The following is a 16,397-nucleotide window of genomic DNA, read 5'->3' as shown; positions in this document are numbered from 1 at the left end:
CAATTAAACCAAATACGTCAGAAAACAGGCAGACAATAGTAATACAAACACCAGATTGCTGAATAAAGCGGTCCGGCAGCAAATAAAATACTGGGCATATAAAAAAGAAAGAGGGACGGCAAACATATACATAAAATCATAATAATTGCCGGGAATAATCACAAACGTCAAGGACAGGAATACCATCATAGATACCAGCGAAAGAATGCCACGCCGCTGATTGACGATCATCAGGGAATAACGGGCCGACAGGTTTGTCAAAGCAATGATCAGCACCAATACGATCATCCCCAGCCGCACCAGATCGATTACAGGCAGACGATGTATATGTTCACCGACCATCAGGTTATCCGTAAAAATAGCCGGCAACAATTCCAAACGATCCGTCCAGAAATAATAAAAAGCAATAAACAGAACCGGCGTCAGAATTCCCAACCACAAAGCCACAATATCCTTCAAGGTAGAACGGCCCGAAAAGAACAAGACCCCGAAAGCCCAAGCGATCGACAGGATAAACTTCGGATAAATAGCAACGGACAGGGCGATTAGAAAACCGAAATCATACAGTGCACCATTACTTTTCGTATCATTGATCGCCATCTGCAATTTCCATACAGCGACCGTCACGATAAAAACAGCGATCAGGAGGTAGTCAAAACCGATATTGACCATAATGCCCGACGTCAGCAGGATATAAATAAGTGAAGGCAAGGTCGTCGTTTGTCCCAGCAATTTAAACCGTTCACTCAGAAAAAAGATCAGATAGGCCACCCCCAACACCATGACAAAGCCGATTGCCGATACCCAGGATTTATCCAGCTGATTGATATAAGCCATATTGATGACTCCCTTCACCTGCACCGATTGGAGAGACTCCAGAGAGAAATACCCACTAAGAAAAGCGATTGCCATTACAAGGAATGGCAATACAAAAAGCATATATAACCGTCTGGATTTTAAAAACTCATTCATACCGGAATTTCCCCGCAATCATTCAATTTATTTCTTCTCCCCCTTTAACCTCAAGCTTTTAGCTTATAGCCTCTAGCTTTTAGCTTATAGCCTCTAGCTTTTTACCTTTTACTTCTATCAAATCCTGCCCGATATCCCTACGGTAACTCATATCTTTGAAAGACAGTCTTGCCACGTTAGCATAAGATTGTTTCAGCGCCTGTTCCATCTGTGTTCCGAAAGAGCTCACAGCCATCACCCGTCCGCCATTAGTCAGGATCTGTCCATCAGCTTCTTTTGTTCCGGCATGGAATACAATACTCCCTTCGATATCATCGAGTCCGGTAATCACATTCCCCTTCTCATAACTTCCGGGATATCCTCCGGCCACCAACATCACCGTCGTGCAATAGCGTTCGTCCAGTTCGAATGCCGAATCGGCCAGTTTCCCCAAAGCCGTCGCTTCGAACAGTTCGAGGATATCGGTCTTCAGACGGGGCATGACCACCTCGGTCTCAGGATCTCCCATCCGGACATTATATTCGATGACAGCAGGGTCTCCTCCCTTATTCATCAATCCGAAAAAGATAAATCCCCGGTAGTCGATTCCATCTTTCTTCAAGCCCTCGACAGTCGGGCGCACAATTCTTTCCTCTACCTTCCGGTTAAACTCTTCATCGGCAAAAGGCACAGGCGAAACAGCTCCCATTCCTCCGGTATTCAATCCGGTATCCCCTTCTCCTACTCTCTTATAATCTTTGGCAGATCCCAATATTTTATAATCTTTACCATCGGTAATAGCAAACACAGAGATCTCTATTCCATGCAAAAACTCTTCGATCACCACCCGGCTACTCGCTTTGCCGAACTTCCCACCCAGCATCTCTTCCAGTTCACGCTGAGCTTCCTCCAATTCCGGAAGAATCAACACTCCCTTACCGGCAGCCAACCCATCGGCTTTCAGTACATAAGGCGGACGAAGAGTAGCTAAAAACCGCTGTCCTTCCTTCACCCGATCGGGAGTCACCGTCATATATCCCGCAGTAGGAATACCATGCCGGATCATAAATTGTTTGGCAAAATCTTTACTGCCTTCCAGAATAGCACCGTCCTTACCGGGCCCCACAATCATCAATCCCCCGAAACGGGAATCGGCTTCCAGAAAATCACGTATTCCTTCCACCAGCGGATCCTCAGGACCTACCACGAGCAGATCGATCTGTTTATCCTGAATAAAATCACCGATAGCCCTGAAATCGGTCACTGCAAGACTGACATTTTCAGCCAACTGGGCTGTCCCTGCATTCCCCGGAGCCACATAAAGTTTTCCCAATTTCGGACTTTGAACTATTTTCCACGCCAGCGCATGTTCACGCCCTCCGCTTCCCAATAACAAGACTTTCATATGAGTATCTATTTTTTATTATGCAAAAATAATAAAGATTTCTCTCTTCACTACTGATTATCTATCGTATAATTAAAAAAGCGGTTAAACTTGTACATTTTACGAAACACTGCATCCACTTTCTGTAGTAAATCGTCGCTCTCGAACCAGGCTTCCGGCTTTACACTCATCACATCATAATGCTTATGTTTTAGGAAATCGGCCTCCGGGAAATCGGCCGGGAAAGGAGCCGGAACTTTCTTTAATTTATCATCGGTATCCAATTCAGGAAATTCGGCAATAAATTCAGGTTCCCGGATAATCGAAGTAAACTCTTCGATATTTTCATAGATATCCTGCCTGATCCGTTTCAACAAAGCCGGTTCCGGACAATAACACCCCCCGCCCAACATACAACACCCCGGTTGGAGGTGGATATAATACCCACAACGTCCGCTGTTACGTCCCCGCCAACCACAGATATAAGCGGCAAAATGATCTTTATAAGGACGCTTATCCGGCGAAAAGCGGATATCCCGGTAAATCCGGTATACACAATCCTTCGCTTTCAGATTCTTCACCTCCTCATCCCAAACCGCAGTTTGTGCAATCAATCGGTCTACCAATTCATCGAACCCCTCTTTCAATTTCTGATAACGGGGTTTCTGACCGGCAAACCATTCCCGGTCATTATTTTCCTGTAACTCCCGCAAAAAAGTCAGTATATCTCTAATCAACCCTTTCATCTTTTTCCTCCTCTCTCTCGCTTAAACTTATCAGCCTATAGCCTTTAGCCTCCCAGCCTTTAGCTTATAGCTTTTAGCCTTTAGCTTATAGCTTTTAGCCTTTAGCTTTTTACTTTTAACCTTTTACTTCCCCCCCCTCACGCAATGTTTCATCTCGAAAGGTATTTCCATCGACAACTCCATAAACCCCATAAACTCTCCTTCCACATACCAAGGCGTCTGATAAATCAGTTTTTTTACCCCTTTCTTCTCGATAGTATAGACATTGGTCCGGGGATTTTGTAACATATCGGCCAACAGGGAATGAGCCGGCTCGGGATGGCAATCCAACACATTTTTACCGATCAGATCCTCCTGTCCGGGCTTTAAAAATGTCTTACGCGACTTATCGTTCATTTCCAAAATCTTCCCTTCTTTGTCACATATCGTGACTGCCAGGTTAACCTCTTTAAAATAATCCATCTTCTATCGTTTAAAAGTTAAACTATAATTTCCATTATTTACCGGAACGGATTTCCTATTCTCTCAGTAACAACACCGTCCCCTGCGTCGTTTCAGGAACTCCCGACTCATTATTATCTCCGGTCCAGACCTCGGCATCCCCGAAGATCGCTTCTGCACGCCAGATATACATTCCCTGCGGCATTCGTTCGCCCTTGAGGTTACAGCCATCCCAGCCTTCCGAAGGCCGACCGTTTTCCAGGGCTCGGGTTTCCCAAATCTTATTTCCGTATTGATCGAAAATCTGTAGCCTATAACGGGCTAGTCCCATCCCGATCCCGTTAAAACGGTTGATCTTCGGATTCTGACTATGCGGAATAAAAGTATTCGGGAAATACAATCCTTTGATCAATACCCGATGTTCCATAATCGCCGTATCCCGGCATCCATATACATTCTCTACCACTAGTTCGGCCCGATACATCCCCTGCTCCCCGAATTCCACCGTCTGATCGCCGAAAGCATGGAAGGTCCCCTTATCAGGTAAATTCCAGATACAGTCCGAACATTCTTCCGAAAGATTGATAAAGGTCACTTTTTGAGGATTCCCTTTTTCCACCTTTTTGTCCAATAACGCCCTGGGTTTATTGGGAACAACCACTCCCCGCAGGTATTCCGATTTACATCCCTTATCCGTTTCGGCATATATCATCACCCGGAAACGCTGAACCGTATCGGATTCATTTACATACCAATGCTCCCTCGCCGAAGTCAGTCCCGACCGATCCCCATAATCCCACATCAGATAAGCCTCTCCTGTAATCTCCGGCTGGTACAGATAAGGCGAACATTGGATAGTATCTACCGGCTCGATCGTCAGGATCGGTTTGTTATAAACGACCACTTCCTTCATGACCGAATCAGTACACTGATTTATCTCGGCAGAAACTCCGATAACCGTTACCGGAAAGGTACCGTATCCTTCGTACACATACCTCAGGCTATCCTTGTTTCCTGTCTGTCCATCTCCCAATTTCCAGGTTACCTGTTTCAGTTCCTGATCTGAATTTACGACAAAGGTAAATGTATCCGCCTCACAAAGATAATCTTCACTTTTGATTTCCAAGTGCGGTAAAGGATAAATTATTACAGGCGAAGAAATCGTATCCCACCCGCAGCCGTTGTCTATCTTCAGTTTCACCAGATAAGTACCTTGCTTATCGTATTTATGTCGTGGGCTCCAGACGGTATCCCGACTACCGTCCCCGAAATTCCAATAGGTATTCAGGATTGTAGACACGGTGTCCGTAGAATTATTCCGGAATAAGATTTCCTGATTCACACAGGCGTAAGGATTGTCCAAAGGCGTAAAATGAGCACTGATCTGCCGGGGTTTCACAAGCAGGGTATCGGTATACTCATCCACATCACAACGATTCTCAGCCCGTAAAGTAATAAAATAGCTGGTAGCGGCTTCATCTGTCGTAAATTCATGCTCCGGATTACGGATATCCGTTTCTCCGATCACTTCTCCTGTTCGTGAATTGGTAAAAGTCCAGTTGAATACACAATTATTTCCGGTAGTCGTATTCTGCAATTCCAAAAATACCGGCGAACATTCCCATTCATGCATCAAAGCAAAAGAAACTTTCGGAGCCGAGAATACAGTAATCGTCGTATCGTAGCTCACGGTATCACAAACGTTGCTTACTGTCATCCGGGCAACAAAGGTCGTATCCCAGCTCCCGGCCGGATAAGGCTTCGGCACGATAGGCATCAAGGTGTCGGTCTTCGTCCCATCACCATAATCCCAATGAAAAGCCAGGTAATTGTGATCGCTCTTATAGGTATCGGGATCGACCGTAAAGAGGACTTCGAAAGGAGCACACCCCTGTAAAGTATCGACATCGAAAAAAGGTGGAGGCGGCAAATTAATAATCTCGATACGGGTAGCTTCGGAAGTATCCCGGCATCCATAAACCGACTGAGCCATACAAATAACATCCCGATAACCGTACATGTCATAACTATGCAGGATCTCGTTGTCCGATATCCCATGAGGCGTATCGTCGCCGAATATCCATTCGAATGTATTCCCGTCAGACTGAGCGGGTGTAAACAACACATCCGTATGGATACAACTCCGAGGAGCCACCGTAAAATCGGTCGACGGCAAAGGATGTACCCGCATCACCGCCGAATCCCGGTTCATACACCCACGGCTATCCGTATAATAATACAACAATTGAAAATCCCCCGGAACAGTCGGAGTAAACAAATGTCCCGCCAACACGTCTTGACCCGATTTCCAATCTCCTCTGTTGGGTTGCCATACCTGCCCCGCTGCCGAATCTCTTCCCACCAGAGTCACCGGTGGGTTGTTCAGACACATCTTCAAAGAATCACCGGCCTCTACATAAGGTAAGGGCCATATCCGCATATTCATCGTATCCCGGGCGATACAAGCCCCGTTCCGGTAATGATACACCAATCCGATATCTTTTTGCGCATAGGGATCGAAGCCCGGATAAAAATAACTATTTCCCCGCTCGGTATACAACACTTCAGCCGCTTCGGGAATTGCAGGATCTTTCAACGTCCACCAGCCCCCTTCCGGCTGTGCACGAAGAATCCGGGCCTCTGCCAGTTCACAGATCGTATCATCCGGCAATGGGATCACAGGAATAAATTTATCGACCTTCACCTGAAAAACAGCCTGTCCCGGTGTTTTACAACGATTTTTATATGCTGCGACTACGGTATAATCACAGGTTTTGAAATCGATATCCGGATAATAAGATTTTAAATCCGTTCCATTCACCAGTGTATATCCCTCGGAAGCATAACCTTGATTCGCAGTGATCGTCCAATGTACCTGTTGTATTTTGTCGTTCCGCTGATCGACTTCTACCCGCTCTCTCCCGATAAAATGAAAAGGTTCACACTGATCTGCGATATCCCCGATCCTGACCCGGGGAATGGCAAATGCCTTGATCCGGAATACCGAATCGTCGTCGTGATGACAACCGTTGGAAACCGCTAACCGTACATCGTAGTCTCCCGGCTCCGAGAACAAGAGTTTCGGAGATTCACTGTTCGTATCCCCCTCGGCAAAACTTACCCCCTGCTGAGGTGTAACCGTCCAGGTATAAGCCAGGGAATCCCCCTCCGAAAGATTATTCAGGGTAATCACAAACGGATCGGGATCATCCGTACAACCGACAGAATCTTTACCTACAGAAAAGCTAGCCTGCTGTTCGGTCCTGAGCACATTGACTTCGGTCAGAAACTCCTGTTTTCCCTCATCCGCACATTTCGAAAAAACCTCGAGCTTAAGCTCATAATGCCCATTATCATTGAATAATATCCCCGGGAAATCGGTATTTTCCCGATCTCCGCCTTTCCAGGACCATCCCACCTCCGGAGTAATGGTCCATTTCGAAGTAAGGGCTGAATTCCGGGTATCCACCCATTTCAGATAATCGGACATTTCCACGGGAATACCGTCTCCGGCACAGACCCGTTTCATATATGATGCCAATTCGATATCGGGGATACCATGCACCACCACCCTGAACTCTTTTGTCACAGGCGATTTACACGTACTATGAGTAGCTACTCTCACCCGGTATTCCCCATATTTTGTAAACCGGATCGAAGGAGCCTTCTGTCTGCTCCCCACAGCCGGATCGATAACCTGGCCGTCCTGCATATATTCATATCCCTGCTCTACGTCGCTAACCACCTCCCATTCCCAGCTGAGCGCACCGGCTTCTTCCTCCATTGTATTTTCAAAAACGACAATTTCCTGCTCACAAATATCGGCAACCGAAGGATTTCCCGCAACAGGTGTTTTTATGACAATATCCCCGTAAACATCCGGATCATAAATATGGTATACCGCCTCAGCCATCGGATCGGTAGCCGGACATCCCGCATGAGGTAAAGTTGCTTTCACCGTATAATATCCGGGACGTTTAAATTCCACCCGAGGAATCAGACTCGTCAACCCCTCCGCACCCAGTTCATAATCTCCCGGCTGGTCCGTGCCGTCCTGCCGATAAATCTGCCAGGTTACCTGTGGGGTATTATTATACCATACAAACGTAGTATCACCCGAAAGGACAAAACCGGCAGGACAAGAAACCGTATCTTCCAATACTACTTCCGGATTTTTTTTCACCCGGATTCGTAAAGTCCGCGACACGGTATCACAAAATCCGAAAACCGTACCGGTTACTTCATAGGTTCCCCATTTCTTAAAAGTGATCGGAGCAACCTTTTCCGTATTCCCCTTTAGAAACTCACAATCCTCTGCCGTTCCCCCCTGAGGTTCCCCTGTCTCCGGGATAGTCACTTCCCAGTTATAAGCCAGCTCTAAACTTTCAGGATCCTTTTCCGATGCCGAATTGGTAAAGATAAGCATCCCACCTTCGCATACTTCATCCCGGTTGTCCTTCTCTTTGACAGTAACATCCAAACCTGAAATCCGGACCTTCAATTCTCCGGTCAATTCTTTCCGGGTCAAAATACCTCCATGCTCATCCTTTTCCGGACACCCCACCTCCGGCAAAGTGACCTTATAGGTATATTTTCCCGATTCCTGAAAATGAATCTTCGGCTCCGGCGAATCGGACGAAGTTCCGTCCACAAAGTCCACTCTATCCGGAGTAAACTCCCAATGTGCTTCGGGCACATGATTATACCATTCGTAAAAAATACACAACTCCGTATTCAATACATCCCGGGGACAGATTTCTGTCGGAAAATCGGCCAAGAAAATAGTCGGATCTTTCCTGACATGTACCCGGAAAGAAATGCGTTTCGAGTTACAAGGGACAGACAACGAGTCGGTCACTTCAAAGTCTCCATACCCATTGAACCTGATCCGAGGTCCGGCAGAAGTCGGAGAACCGGCCAGGTATTCAACATTCCAGGCCGGATCGTATAATTCCGTCGTAATCGGCTTAATCGTCCAAGAATGTTCTAATCCCTCTCCGTTGGAATGATTCTCAAAACTAACCGTTTCGCCGTCACAAATCGAGATGTTGTCTCCGACAGGGGCAGGTGTCGGAACAATATTGTCGGTAATCGCAGGATCATCGATTTTCAACTCTTTATGGATCGTCAACTTGGAGGGATCACCACAAAGCACACCGCCTACCGAAGCTCCTTTCAAAGTCAAGGAAACCTCATAGGTTGCACCAGCCTGCAAATAAACCTGCGGATATTCTTTATCCGCCTCATAACCGGGTAAAAAATCTACCGTACCGGTCATTCCTGCCTTAGGTTCGATTTTCCAGACTGCTTCTTTCGGGTTTCCATTCCAATAGAGACGGAAATAATTCTCCAAATTCACCAAAGCTTTCCCCGTAGCAAGATCAGGACATAAAGACACCGGCCAGGTAACCTCCACAATCTCGGGATCCTTCCGTACGATAATAGTCGTATCTTTTACATTTTGAGGACATTCGTTTGTCAAAGTCAGTGCAACCACGTATTCCCCGTAGCCGTTGAACTGAATGACCGGATTCTCCGACTTCTCGCTAGTGCCGTTTATAAAAACAAAATCATTTGTCTGCCTACCGGTAACATTCCAATAATACTGTGGATTTTCCCCTTTAGAATGGTCGGTAAATACAACACTTTCGCCCGAACAGACGGTATCCCTATCGACTGTAAAACCGACTTCCGGCGATTGTATCACACTGATCACTTTTACGATTGTATCGTTGGAACATTCCAGCCCCCCTGTAGAAGCGATCAAGCGTACTTCATATTCTCCCGGCGTATCGAATATCACCTGAGGATATTTTTCGAACACAGAAGGTTTATCTCCAAATTTCCAGATATATTCTGCTATTGTATTACAGTAAACATCCCGTCCTTCAATCGTACGGTTTATTACCTGAACAGGATAACCGGTACACCCCGGGGCTACGAAATCAAAAGCCGCTTCCGGGGGAATAACCACGGCCGTTGTCACGGTCGTCTGTAAAGGTAACATGTAGTCCGAACACTCGTTCCGAGCCTCCAATTCCACCGTTATCGGGCAATTATCGGTCTGAAAAGTATGTTTCACCGATCCCATTGTTTTCATCATCTCTGCCTGTGTTAAAGTCGTATCACGCCCATCTCCGAAATTCACGACATAAACGGTACCGGAAGTCTGTTTATCATAATCGATAATTTTTATTTCAGACTCCATACCGTAACAAGTACCTTTTTCATTCACTTTCAATGCGACATCCGGCTTATTCAGCCGAAGTACATCATAGTTTTTTTCGAGTACTTTACTGCCATCCGATGAAGTCCAGGAAAATTTCAGTTTAAACACTTTGAATTCCCTATAAACATGCTCCATCGTCTCTTCGGTTCCCCATTCTTCGACAGCAGAGCCATCTCCCCAATCTACTTTAAAAGTTCCTTTTTTGAAGCCCTCATGCACACATTGATTGTAAACCGTCAACTTTTGTCCGTTCACAGCATCTCCATTACACAACTTAAACCCGCCGGGATCGACCAATTTCAAATCGTCCTGAGTCTGGGCATAACCACCTACTGCCGAGCACAAAACAGTAAGTAGTAAAGCTAAGCGGTATATCCCTTTTCTGCATTTTTTCTGATTTTTCATATCTGATCCTTTTTATTCGCCTGTGATCGGCGGATTTTAAAAATGAAAAGCCTTATTCTTCCGTTTCATTCTGGCTCTCTTACTATTGTTCGGCGAATTATCGAAACGCTGGATGCAACGTTTGGGAACTATCCTGTAATACCAATGCAACGATAAAGAATGACTGGTATTTTGATACATCGTCCCTTGATGGGTCGGGACTTCACAGGTATAACCGATCTTCCATCCGGAATCACGTCCTCCCGGAATATTCACTCCTAAATGTACTAACAAGGTACCTACCTGCAATCCTTCGAATTGATCTCCCCGGACCCCCAGACCGATCAGTCCGAAACGTTCTTCCTCCCAGCAAACTCCGAATTGTAAATTCCGCATAACCGACTGCACATCGATCATTACGTACGGAGAAAGCACTGTATTGATCTGATTCCCTAAAGCAAAAGGATGTGCATACGAAACATATCCCGAATACCGGCGATTCAACAGATTTTCTTCGGAAGAAGCAGACCCGTGTTCGGATAAAAACGACTGAGTGGATTCTATGATATGATATACAGAAAACCCATACTCCAAACTAGCCACCCCATGCCAGGCCACATTGAAATCGGTCTGACCGTAAATACCGGCGGCCATATCGAATATCGTCACTTTATCGGCATAAAAACTCATCAACTCAGGGGAGATATCCAAAATCTGACCGTAAAAAGGATCGAACTGATCTCCCAGTGTCAACTTCGAGGGATCCACGCTTTTACAATATAGGCTAGGTTGCAGACCGACCTGCAACACCGTAGAACGTGACAGTTTCACCCGGGCCGACAAGGCGGCAGCAAACAGCTGGGTCACATACATCACCGAACTTTCCTGATCGCGTTGATAAAACAGAGAGAGACCTCCCAAGCCGAAAGTCCTTTTCTCCTGAAAGGCATAATCTGCCGAAACAAAATAAGACCTGAAATCCAACGGCTTACTCCAATATGACCGTTGCATACCGATATTCACACCCGCTAATCCATCAAAACCTGAATAGGCCGGATTATTAAAAGATTTCCACATAAATGGATGAGATACCTTCGTATCCTGCGCCTGTAAACGGACAGACACCACCAGTAACAAAAATGTCACCGATATTATTAATCGAATACCCACACACATTAATTTTTCATGAATAATGAATCGTGACAAATTTAGCTTTTTTACAACTCCTTTCAAATTAATCACTTTAATTTATTCCTTTGTAAAAAAAACAAAAAATCATTTTTTTTCTGATGAAATTTTGTCACTTTCAAAAAAAGCCATATCTTTGCATCGCTTTTGAGAAATATTCCTTAGTAGCTCAGTTGGTTAGAGCGGCGGACTGTTAATCCGTAGGTCGTAGGTTCAAGTCCTACCTGAGGAGCGGAGTTCTTTACTTCAAAAGTGATTCCTTAGTAGCTCAGTTGGTTAGAGCGGCGGACTGTTAATCCGTAGGTCGTAGGTTCAAGTCCTACCTGAGGAGCAAAAAGCCACTATTAAGGTGGCTTTTTTAGTTTTTTCCGAAAATGGGACGAAAGGTCCGTCCCGGCGTTCCTTTTTCAAACTTTTGAAACCCTTGTAACCCTTATAACTGCTGAAATTCTTTCCCCTCTTTCCATTTTATCCATTGTTCCCGCTTTTACATATTTTAACCCCCTAATTCCTTACAATTGTTTATATTTGGTGCGTTATTGTTAATTGTGCGCATCTTCGAATTATTAAACAAGTTTTAAAGTAATGCCAGAAATTACATTAGAAGAATACGAACTGATGAATCGTATTCTCTCAGATACTCGCACTGGATGGTGGAAAGCAGATTACCGACTCCAGACCTATTTTTTTTCAAAACAGATAATGGAATTGACTGGTTTACCATCCGATCGATTGTCTTTTGCAGATTTTCTGAACAGGATCCGTACCGATTTCCGTTTCCGGATCGGTGAAGAAATCGCAACTTTAGAACAACCTTACGTCTACGATATGACCTTCCCGATTCTTTGCCCGAAAGGAGAAATTTGGATTCATATCAAAAAACTTCATCAGGAAAAAAATGCGCATGGCGATTCTATTATCACAGGCTCGATACAGATCGTCGATAGTCCGGAAACGACCAAATCCGAGCAAGCAGCTGCATTAAGGATAAATAATCTCTTGTATCAGCTCAATAATATTTCATATACCTTACTGTCTTTTCTGCAAAACAACAATACATCCGAAATCATTAATAAAATCTTGCAGGATATTCTTCAGGTATTCAAGGCAGGACGGGCATATATCATCGAATACGATTCCGAAATCAAAACACAGACTTGTACTTTTGAAGTAGTAGATAACAATATAGAGAAGGAACAGACACTGATCACCGACCTGGCGACCACCGATAATGTCTGGTGGACCGAACAAATCATGTCGGGACATTCTATCGTCTTATCCACTCTGGACGACTTACCGGAAGAAGCTGCTTCCGAAAAAGAATTTTTAGCTTTACAATCGATAAAATCACTTATCGTCGTACCTCTGGTGTCTCCTCAGGGAGCTTGGGGATATGTAGGAATCGACGTGGTTGAAGATTTTCATCAGTGGAGCGATGAAGATTGTCAATGGTTTACTTCCCTGGTCAATATCATCAATATTTACATAGAGCTTCAAAAATCCCGGCAAGAGGCACAAACCGAAAGGGATTATCTGCAAAATCTATACAAACATATGCCATTGGGCTATCTACGTGCCCGGATTCTTTACGATCAACAACAAAATCCCGTAGACCTGTTGTTTACCGACGCCAATCTGGCTGCTAAAAAAATCACCGGAAAATCAAACTTCAACGGTCTTCGGGCCAGCTCGCTAGGCTTGGATTTTTCATCCAATCTCCTCCAATTAACAACACTGTCACCCAACAAGGATTATCTGGACGATACCCATTTTGTCAGCAGAATCAATAAATATTTTCATTTCATTTCCTACATGACCCGTCCCGACGAAGTCATCTATCTGTTTTCAGATATAACGGAAACTTTCAATACTCATCAGGCTTTGGACCGCAGTGAAAAAATTCTGCGTAATATTTACGACAATTTACCGGCCGGAATTGAACTTTACGACAAAAACGGTTTCCTGATAGACCTGAATACCAAAGATATGGAAATTTTCGGAATCGCTAACAAAGAGACGGTACTAGGAGTCAATTTGTTCGAAAATCCGAATCTTCCTTTACATATTATCGAAGCGTTGCGCCGTAAAGAAGCCATTACTTTCCGCATCAAATATCCTCTCTCTACAATCAAAAATTATTATTCATCGAAGAAAAACGGTCTTCTTGAAATATACACAACTGCAACAGAACTCTACGACTCTCAGGGAAATCTGATCAATTACCTGTTAATCAATATCGACAATACCGAAATCACACAAGTATATAGCCAACTGGCAGAATTCGAAAGTTCGTTCTCTATGGTCAGCAAATTCGGCAAAATCGGATATTGTAGATTCGACATCTGGACACGTACCGGCTATGGGATCCCTCAATGGTATTATAATCTGGGAGAAGAAGCAACGACGCCCCTCTCTGAAATCATCGGTGTATACAAACATGTACACCCTGAAGACCGGGATTATATCCTGAAGTCCATCCAGCAAATGAAAGCCGGAGTAATCGAAAGCTTTTTCAAAGACTTGAGAATCACCACTGCCGAAGGCAACAAATGGACGCGGATCAATGTAATCCGTAACACAATGAACGATGATCCCCAAAAGCTGGACATGATCTGTGTCAATTATGATGTCACCGAATTGAAAGAAACCGAACAACGCCTGATCGAAGCCAAAGAGCGGGCAGAAGAAAGTGATCGTTTGAAATCTGCTTTCCTCGCTAACATGAGCCATGAAATCCGGACACCCCTAAATGCAATCGTCGGTTTCTCCGATTTGTTGGCCGAGTCGGACGACCGGGAAGAACGTTTCGGTTATTTGAAGATTGTACAAGAAAATAATGAATTGTTACTACAATTGATTTCAGATATCCTCGATCTTTCTAAAATTGAAGCAGGGACTTTCAAATTTATCAACGACCGGGTAAATGTTTATCAACTCTGCAATGAGATTGTCCGGTCTTACAGTATCAAGATTAAAAATCATCAAGTCAAATTGATATTCGATGAACAATCCCCGGTTTATTACATAACCAGTGACAAAAACAGGGTGATTCAGGTACTCTCGAATTTCATCAACAATGCGCTGAAATTTACTTCACAAGGTACGATTACACTGGGATATGAACTCTTGCCGAATCATGAACTCAAACTCTATGTCTGTGATACCGGCCAAGGCATTGCCGAAGAAAAACAAAAAGTCATATTCGACCGTTTCGTCAAATTAAATACTTTCGTTCAAGGTACAGGTTTAGGATTATCGATTTGCAAAAGTCTGGTAAAACAAATGGGAGGACAAATCGGTGTAAACTCCAAAGAGGGCGAAGGGTCTTGCTTTTGGTTCACCCATCCGATCTCCTTGACTCAAACAGAGAAAAAACGGAATAATCCTGAAAATTAAAGATTTTTTGTAATTTTACCTGTTTTAGTAGGTGCAATAAGACTATATTTTTATATCTCATTTATAAACTTAAACAAAAGTATAATGTATCAAACTGATAAAAGAACAGTAATTACCCTCGATGCCGGAGGGACTAATTTTGTTTTCGGAGCTATCCGGGGCAATCAGGATGTGATCAAACCGATTTCTCTTCCTTCCAATTCACATGATTTGGGTCAATGCCTGGAAACGTTGGAAAGAGGATTTCGGGAAGTAATCAACGCTCTGGATGAAAAACCGGTAGCCATCAGCTTTGCTTTCCCCGGTCCGGCCGACTATCCCAACGGAATCATCGGCGGTTATCTGCCTAACTTCCCTTCTTTCCGGGATGGGGTTGCCCTCGGTCCTTTTTTGGAAGACAAATTCGGGATACCTGTATTTATCAACAACGACGCAGATTTATTTGCTTACGGGGAGGCACTTGCCGGAGCATTGCCCGAAATCAACTCCAAACTGGAACGTCTGAACAGTGCCAAACGCTATAAAAATTTATTGGGATATACCTGGGGAACCGGATTCGGATTCGGATTTACCGTCAACGGACAAATGCACATCGGAGATAACTCTTGTGTGGAGACTTTCTGCCTGAGAAATAAAAAATACCCCGACGTGATCTGTGAAGATGGTGTGGCGATCCATGCTTTAAAACGTGAATATGCCAAAAATTCCGGAGATACCGATCACAACCTCGAACCCAAAGATATGTTCGATATCGCAGAAGGGACCCGGGAGGGGAATCGGGAAGCCGTCCTAAAAACTTTTGAAGACTACGGAGAAATCGCCGGAGATGCTATGGCAACCGCAGCAACACTGATCGACGGCCTGATCGTCATCGGCGGCGGAATTACCGCAGCCCGTAAATATATCATGCCTGCTTTATTAAAAGAAATGAGGGGACAACTACAACGCATGAACGGTGAAACCATTAGCCGGCTTCAGTTTAAAGTATACGACCTGGATGATTTCAATGAATTCGTCGAATTTGCCAAAGGAGGGTCCCGCGAACTGAAAATATACGGAACCGATAAATCAGTAGTCTACGACCCTATGAAACGCATCGGTATCACCATCTCAAAACTGGGTGCCAGCCGTGCCATCTCACTCGGAGCATACGCCTTCGCTTTGCAACAAATCGATAGACAGGAGTGAAGAGTTGAGAGAGTTAAAAGAGTTGCTGAGTTGCTGAGTTGCTGAGTTACTGAGTTGCTGAGTTGCTGAGTTACTGAGTTGCTGAGTTACTGAGTTGCTGAGTTACTGAGTTGCTGAGTTGCTGAGTTACTGAGTTACTGAGTTACTGAGTTATTGAGTTGAAAGAGATACTGAGTTGAAAAGAGTTGATGAATGACTAAATTGCCATGCTGTTGATCTGGGAAAATTTGTGAAAGGAAGGTAAATTTAAGTATTATTTGAATCATTCTGTTATTGGGATTAAATAATCAGTATCTAAAAAATTCTTCTGATCCAACCATCTATACCCCTTCAACTCTTTCAACTCTATAACTCAACAACTCAGTAACTCAGCAACTCAGTAACTCAGCAACTCAGTAACTCAGCAACTCAGTAGGGATATTCAGTAAATGTCCCTAAAAAGTAAGATGGCATATAAAGTTGATAGAGTATAATCACTTTATATGCCATT

The 16,397-nt window shown here is 44.3% G+C and carries 8 protein-coding genes and 2 tRNA genes; 4 read left to right on the top strand and 6 right to left on the bottom strand.

The window, feature by feature from the left end:
* Positions 1-3 precede the first annotated feature (3 nt).
* The 6 genes from AC5RDS_RS14195 to AC5RDS_RS14170 form a co-directional block, all read right to left on the bottom strand.
* On the bottom strand, positions 4-939 hold the full coding sequence (locus AC5RDS_RS14195) for a DUF6427 family protein (protein WP_494222380.1): 936 nt from the start codon (positions 937-939) through the stop codon (positions 4-6).
* Positions 940-1,051: 112 nt separating this feature from the next.
* Positions 1,052-2,356, bottom strand: a complete 1,305-nt coding sequence (gene purD / locus AC5RDS_RS14190) for a phosphoribosylamine--glycine ligase (RefSeq protein WP_494222379.1) — start codon at positions 2,354-2,356, stop codon at positions 1,052-1,054.
* Positions 2,357-2,406: 50 nt separating this feature from the next.
* Positions 2,407-3,081: a DUF2461 domain-containing protein gene (locus tag AC5RDS_RS14185; protein WP_118103482.1), complete on the bottom strand. Its 675-nt coding sequence runs from the start codon at positions 3,079-3,081 to the stop codon at positions 2,407-2,409.
* Between the two features lie 123 nt (positions 3,082-3,204).
* Positions 3,205-3,543: a hypothetical protein gene (locus AC5RDS_RS14180; protein WP_013612375.1), complete on the bottom strand. Its 339-nt coding sequence runs from the start codon at positions 3,541-3,543 to the stop codon at positions 3,205-3,207.
* Between the two features lie 55 nt (positions 3,544-3,598).
* Complete coding sequence (locus AC5RDS_RS14175; RefSeq protein ID WP_494222378.1) at positions 3,599-10,156, bottom strand: PKD domain-containing protein; 6,558 nt, start codon at positions 10,154-10,156, stop codon at positions 3,599-3,601.
* Positions 10,157-10,192: 36 nt separating this feature from the next.
* Complete coding sequence (locus tag AC5RDS_RS14170) at positions 10,193-11,281, bottom strand: PorP/SprF family type IX secretion system membrane protein (RefSeq protein WP_157741843.1); 1,089 nt, start codon at positions 11,279-11,281, stop codon at positions 10,193-10,195.
* A gap of 200 nt (positions 11,282-11,481) precedes the next feature.
* Here AC5RDS_RS14170 and AC5RDS_RS14165 point away from each other — a divergent pair.
* From AC5RDS_RS14165 to AC5RDS_RS14150, 4 genes are all read left to right on the top strand, one after another.
* A tRNA-Asn gene (locus tag AC5RDS_RS14165) sits at positions 11,482-11,555 on the top strand.
* A gap of 25 nt (positions 11,556-11,580) precedes the next feature.
* Positions 11,581-11,654 (top strand) — tRNA-Asn (locus tag AC5RDS_RS14160).
* 254 nt (positions 11,655-11,908) lie between these two features.
* Entirely contained in the window at positions 11,909-14,719 is a 2,811-nt protein-coding gene (locus AC5RDS_RS14155; RefSeq protein ID WP_013612378.1) for a sensor histidine kinase, read from the top strand.
* Positions 14,720-14,803: 84 nt separating this feature from the next.
* Positions 14,804-15,907: an ROK family protein gene (locus tag AC5RDS_RS14150; protein WP_022161111.1), complete on the top strand. Its 1,104-nt coding sequence runs from the start codon at positions 14,804-14,806 to the stop codon at positions 15,905-15,907.
* Positions 15,908-16,397 lie beyond the last annotated feature (490 nt).

It is taken from the genome of Odoribacter sp., assembly GCF_985060555.1.
This window is presented reverse-complemented; position numbering and strand designations above follow the sequence as displayed.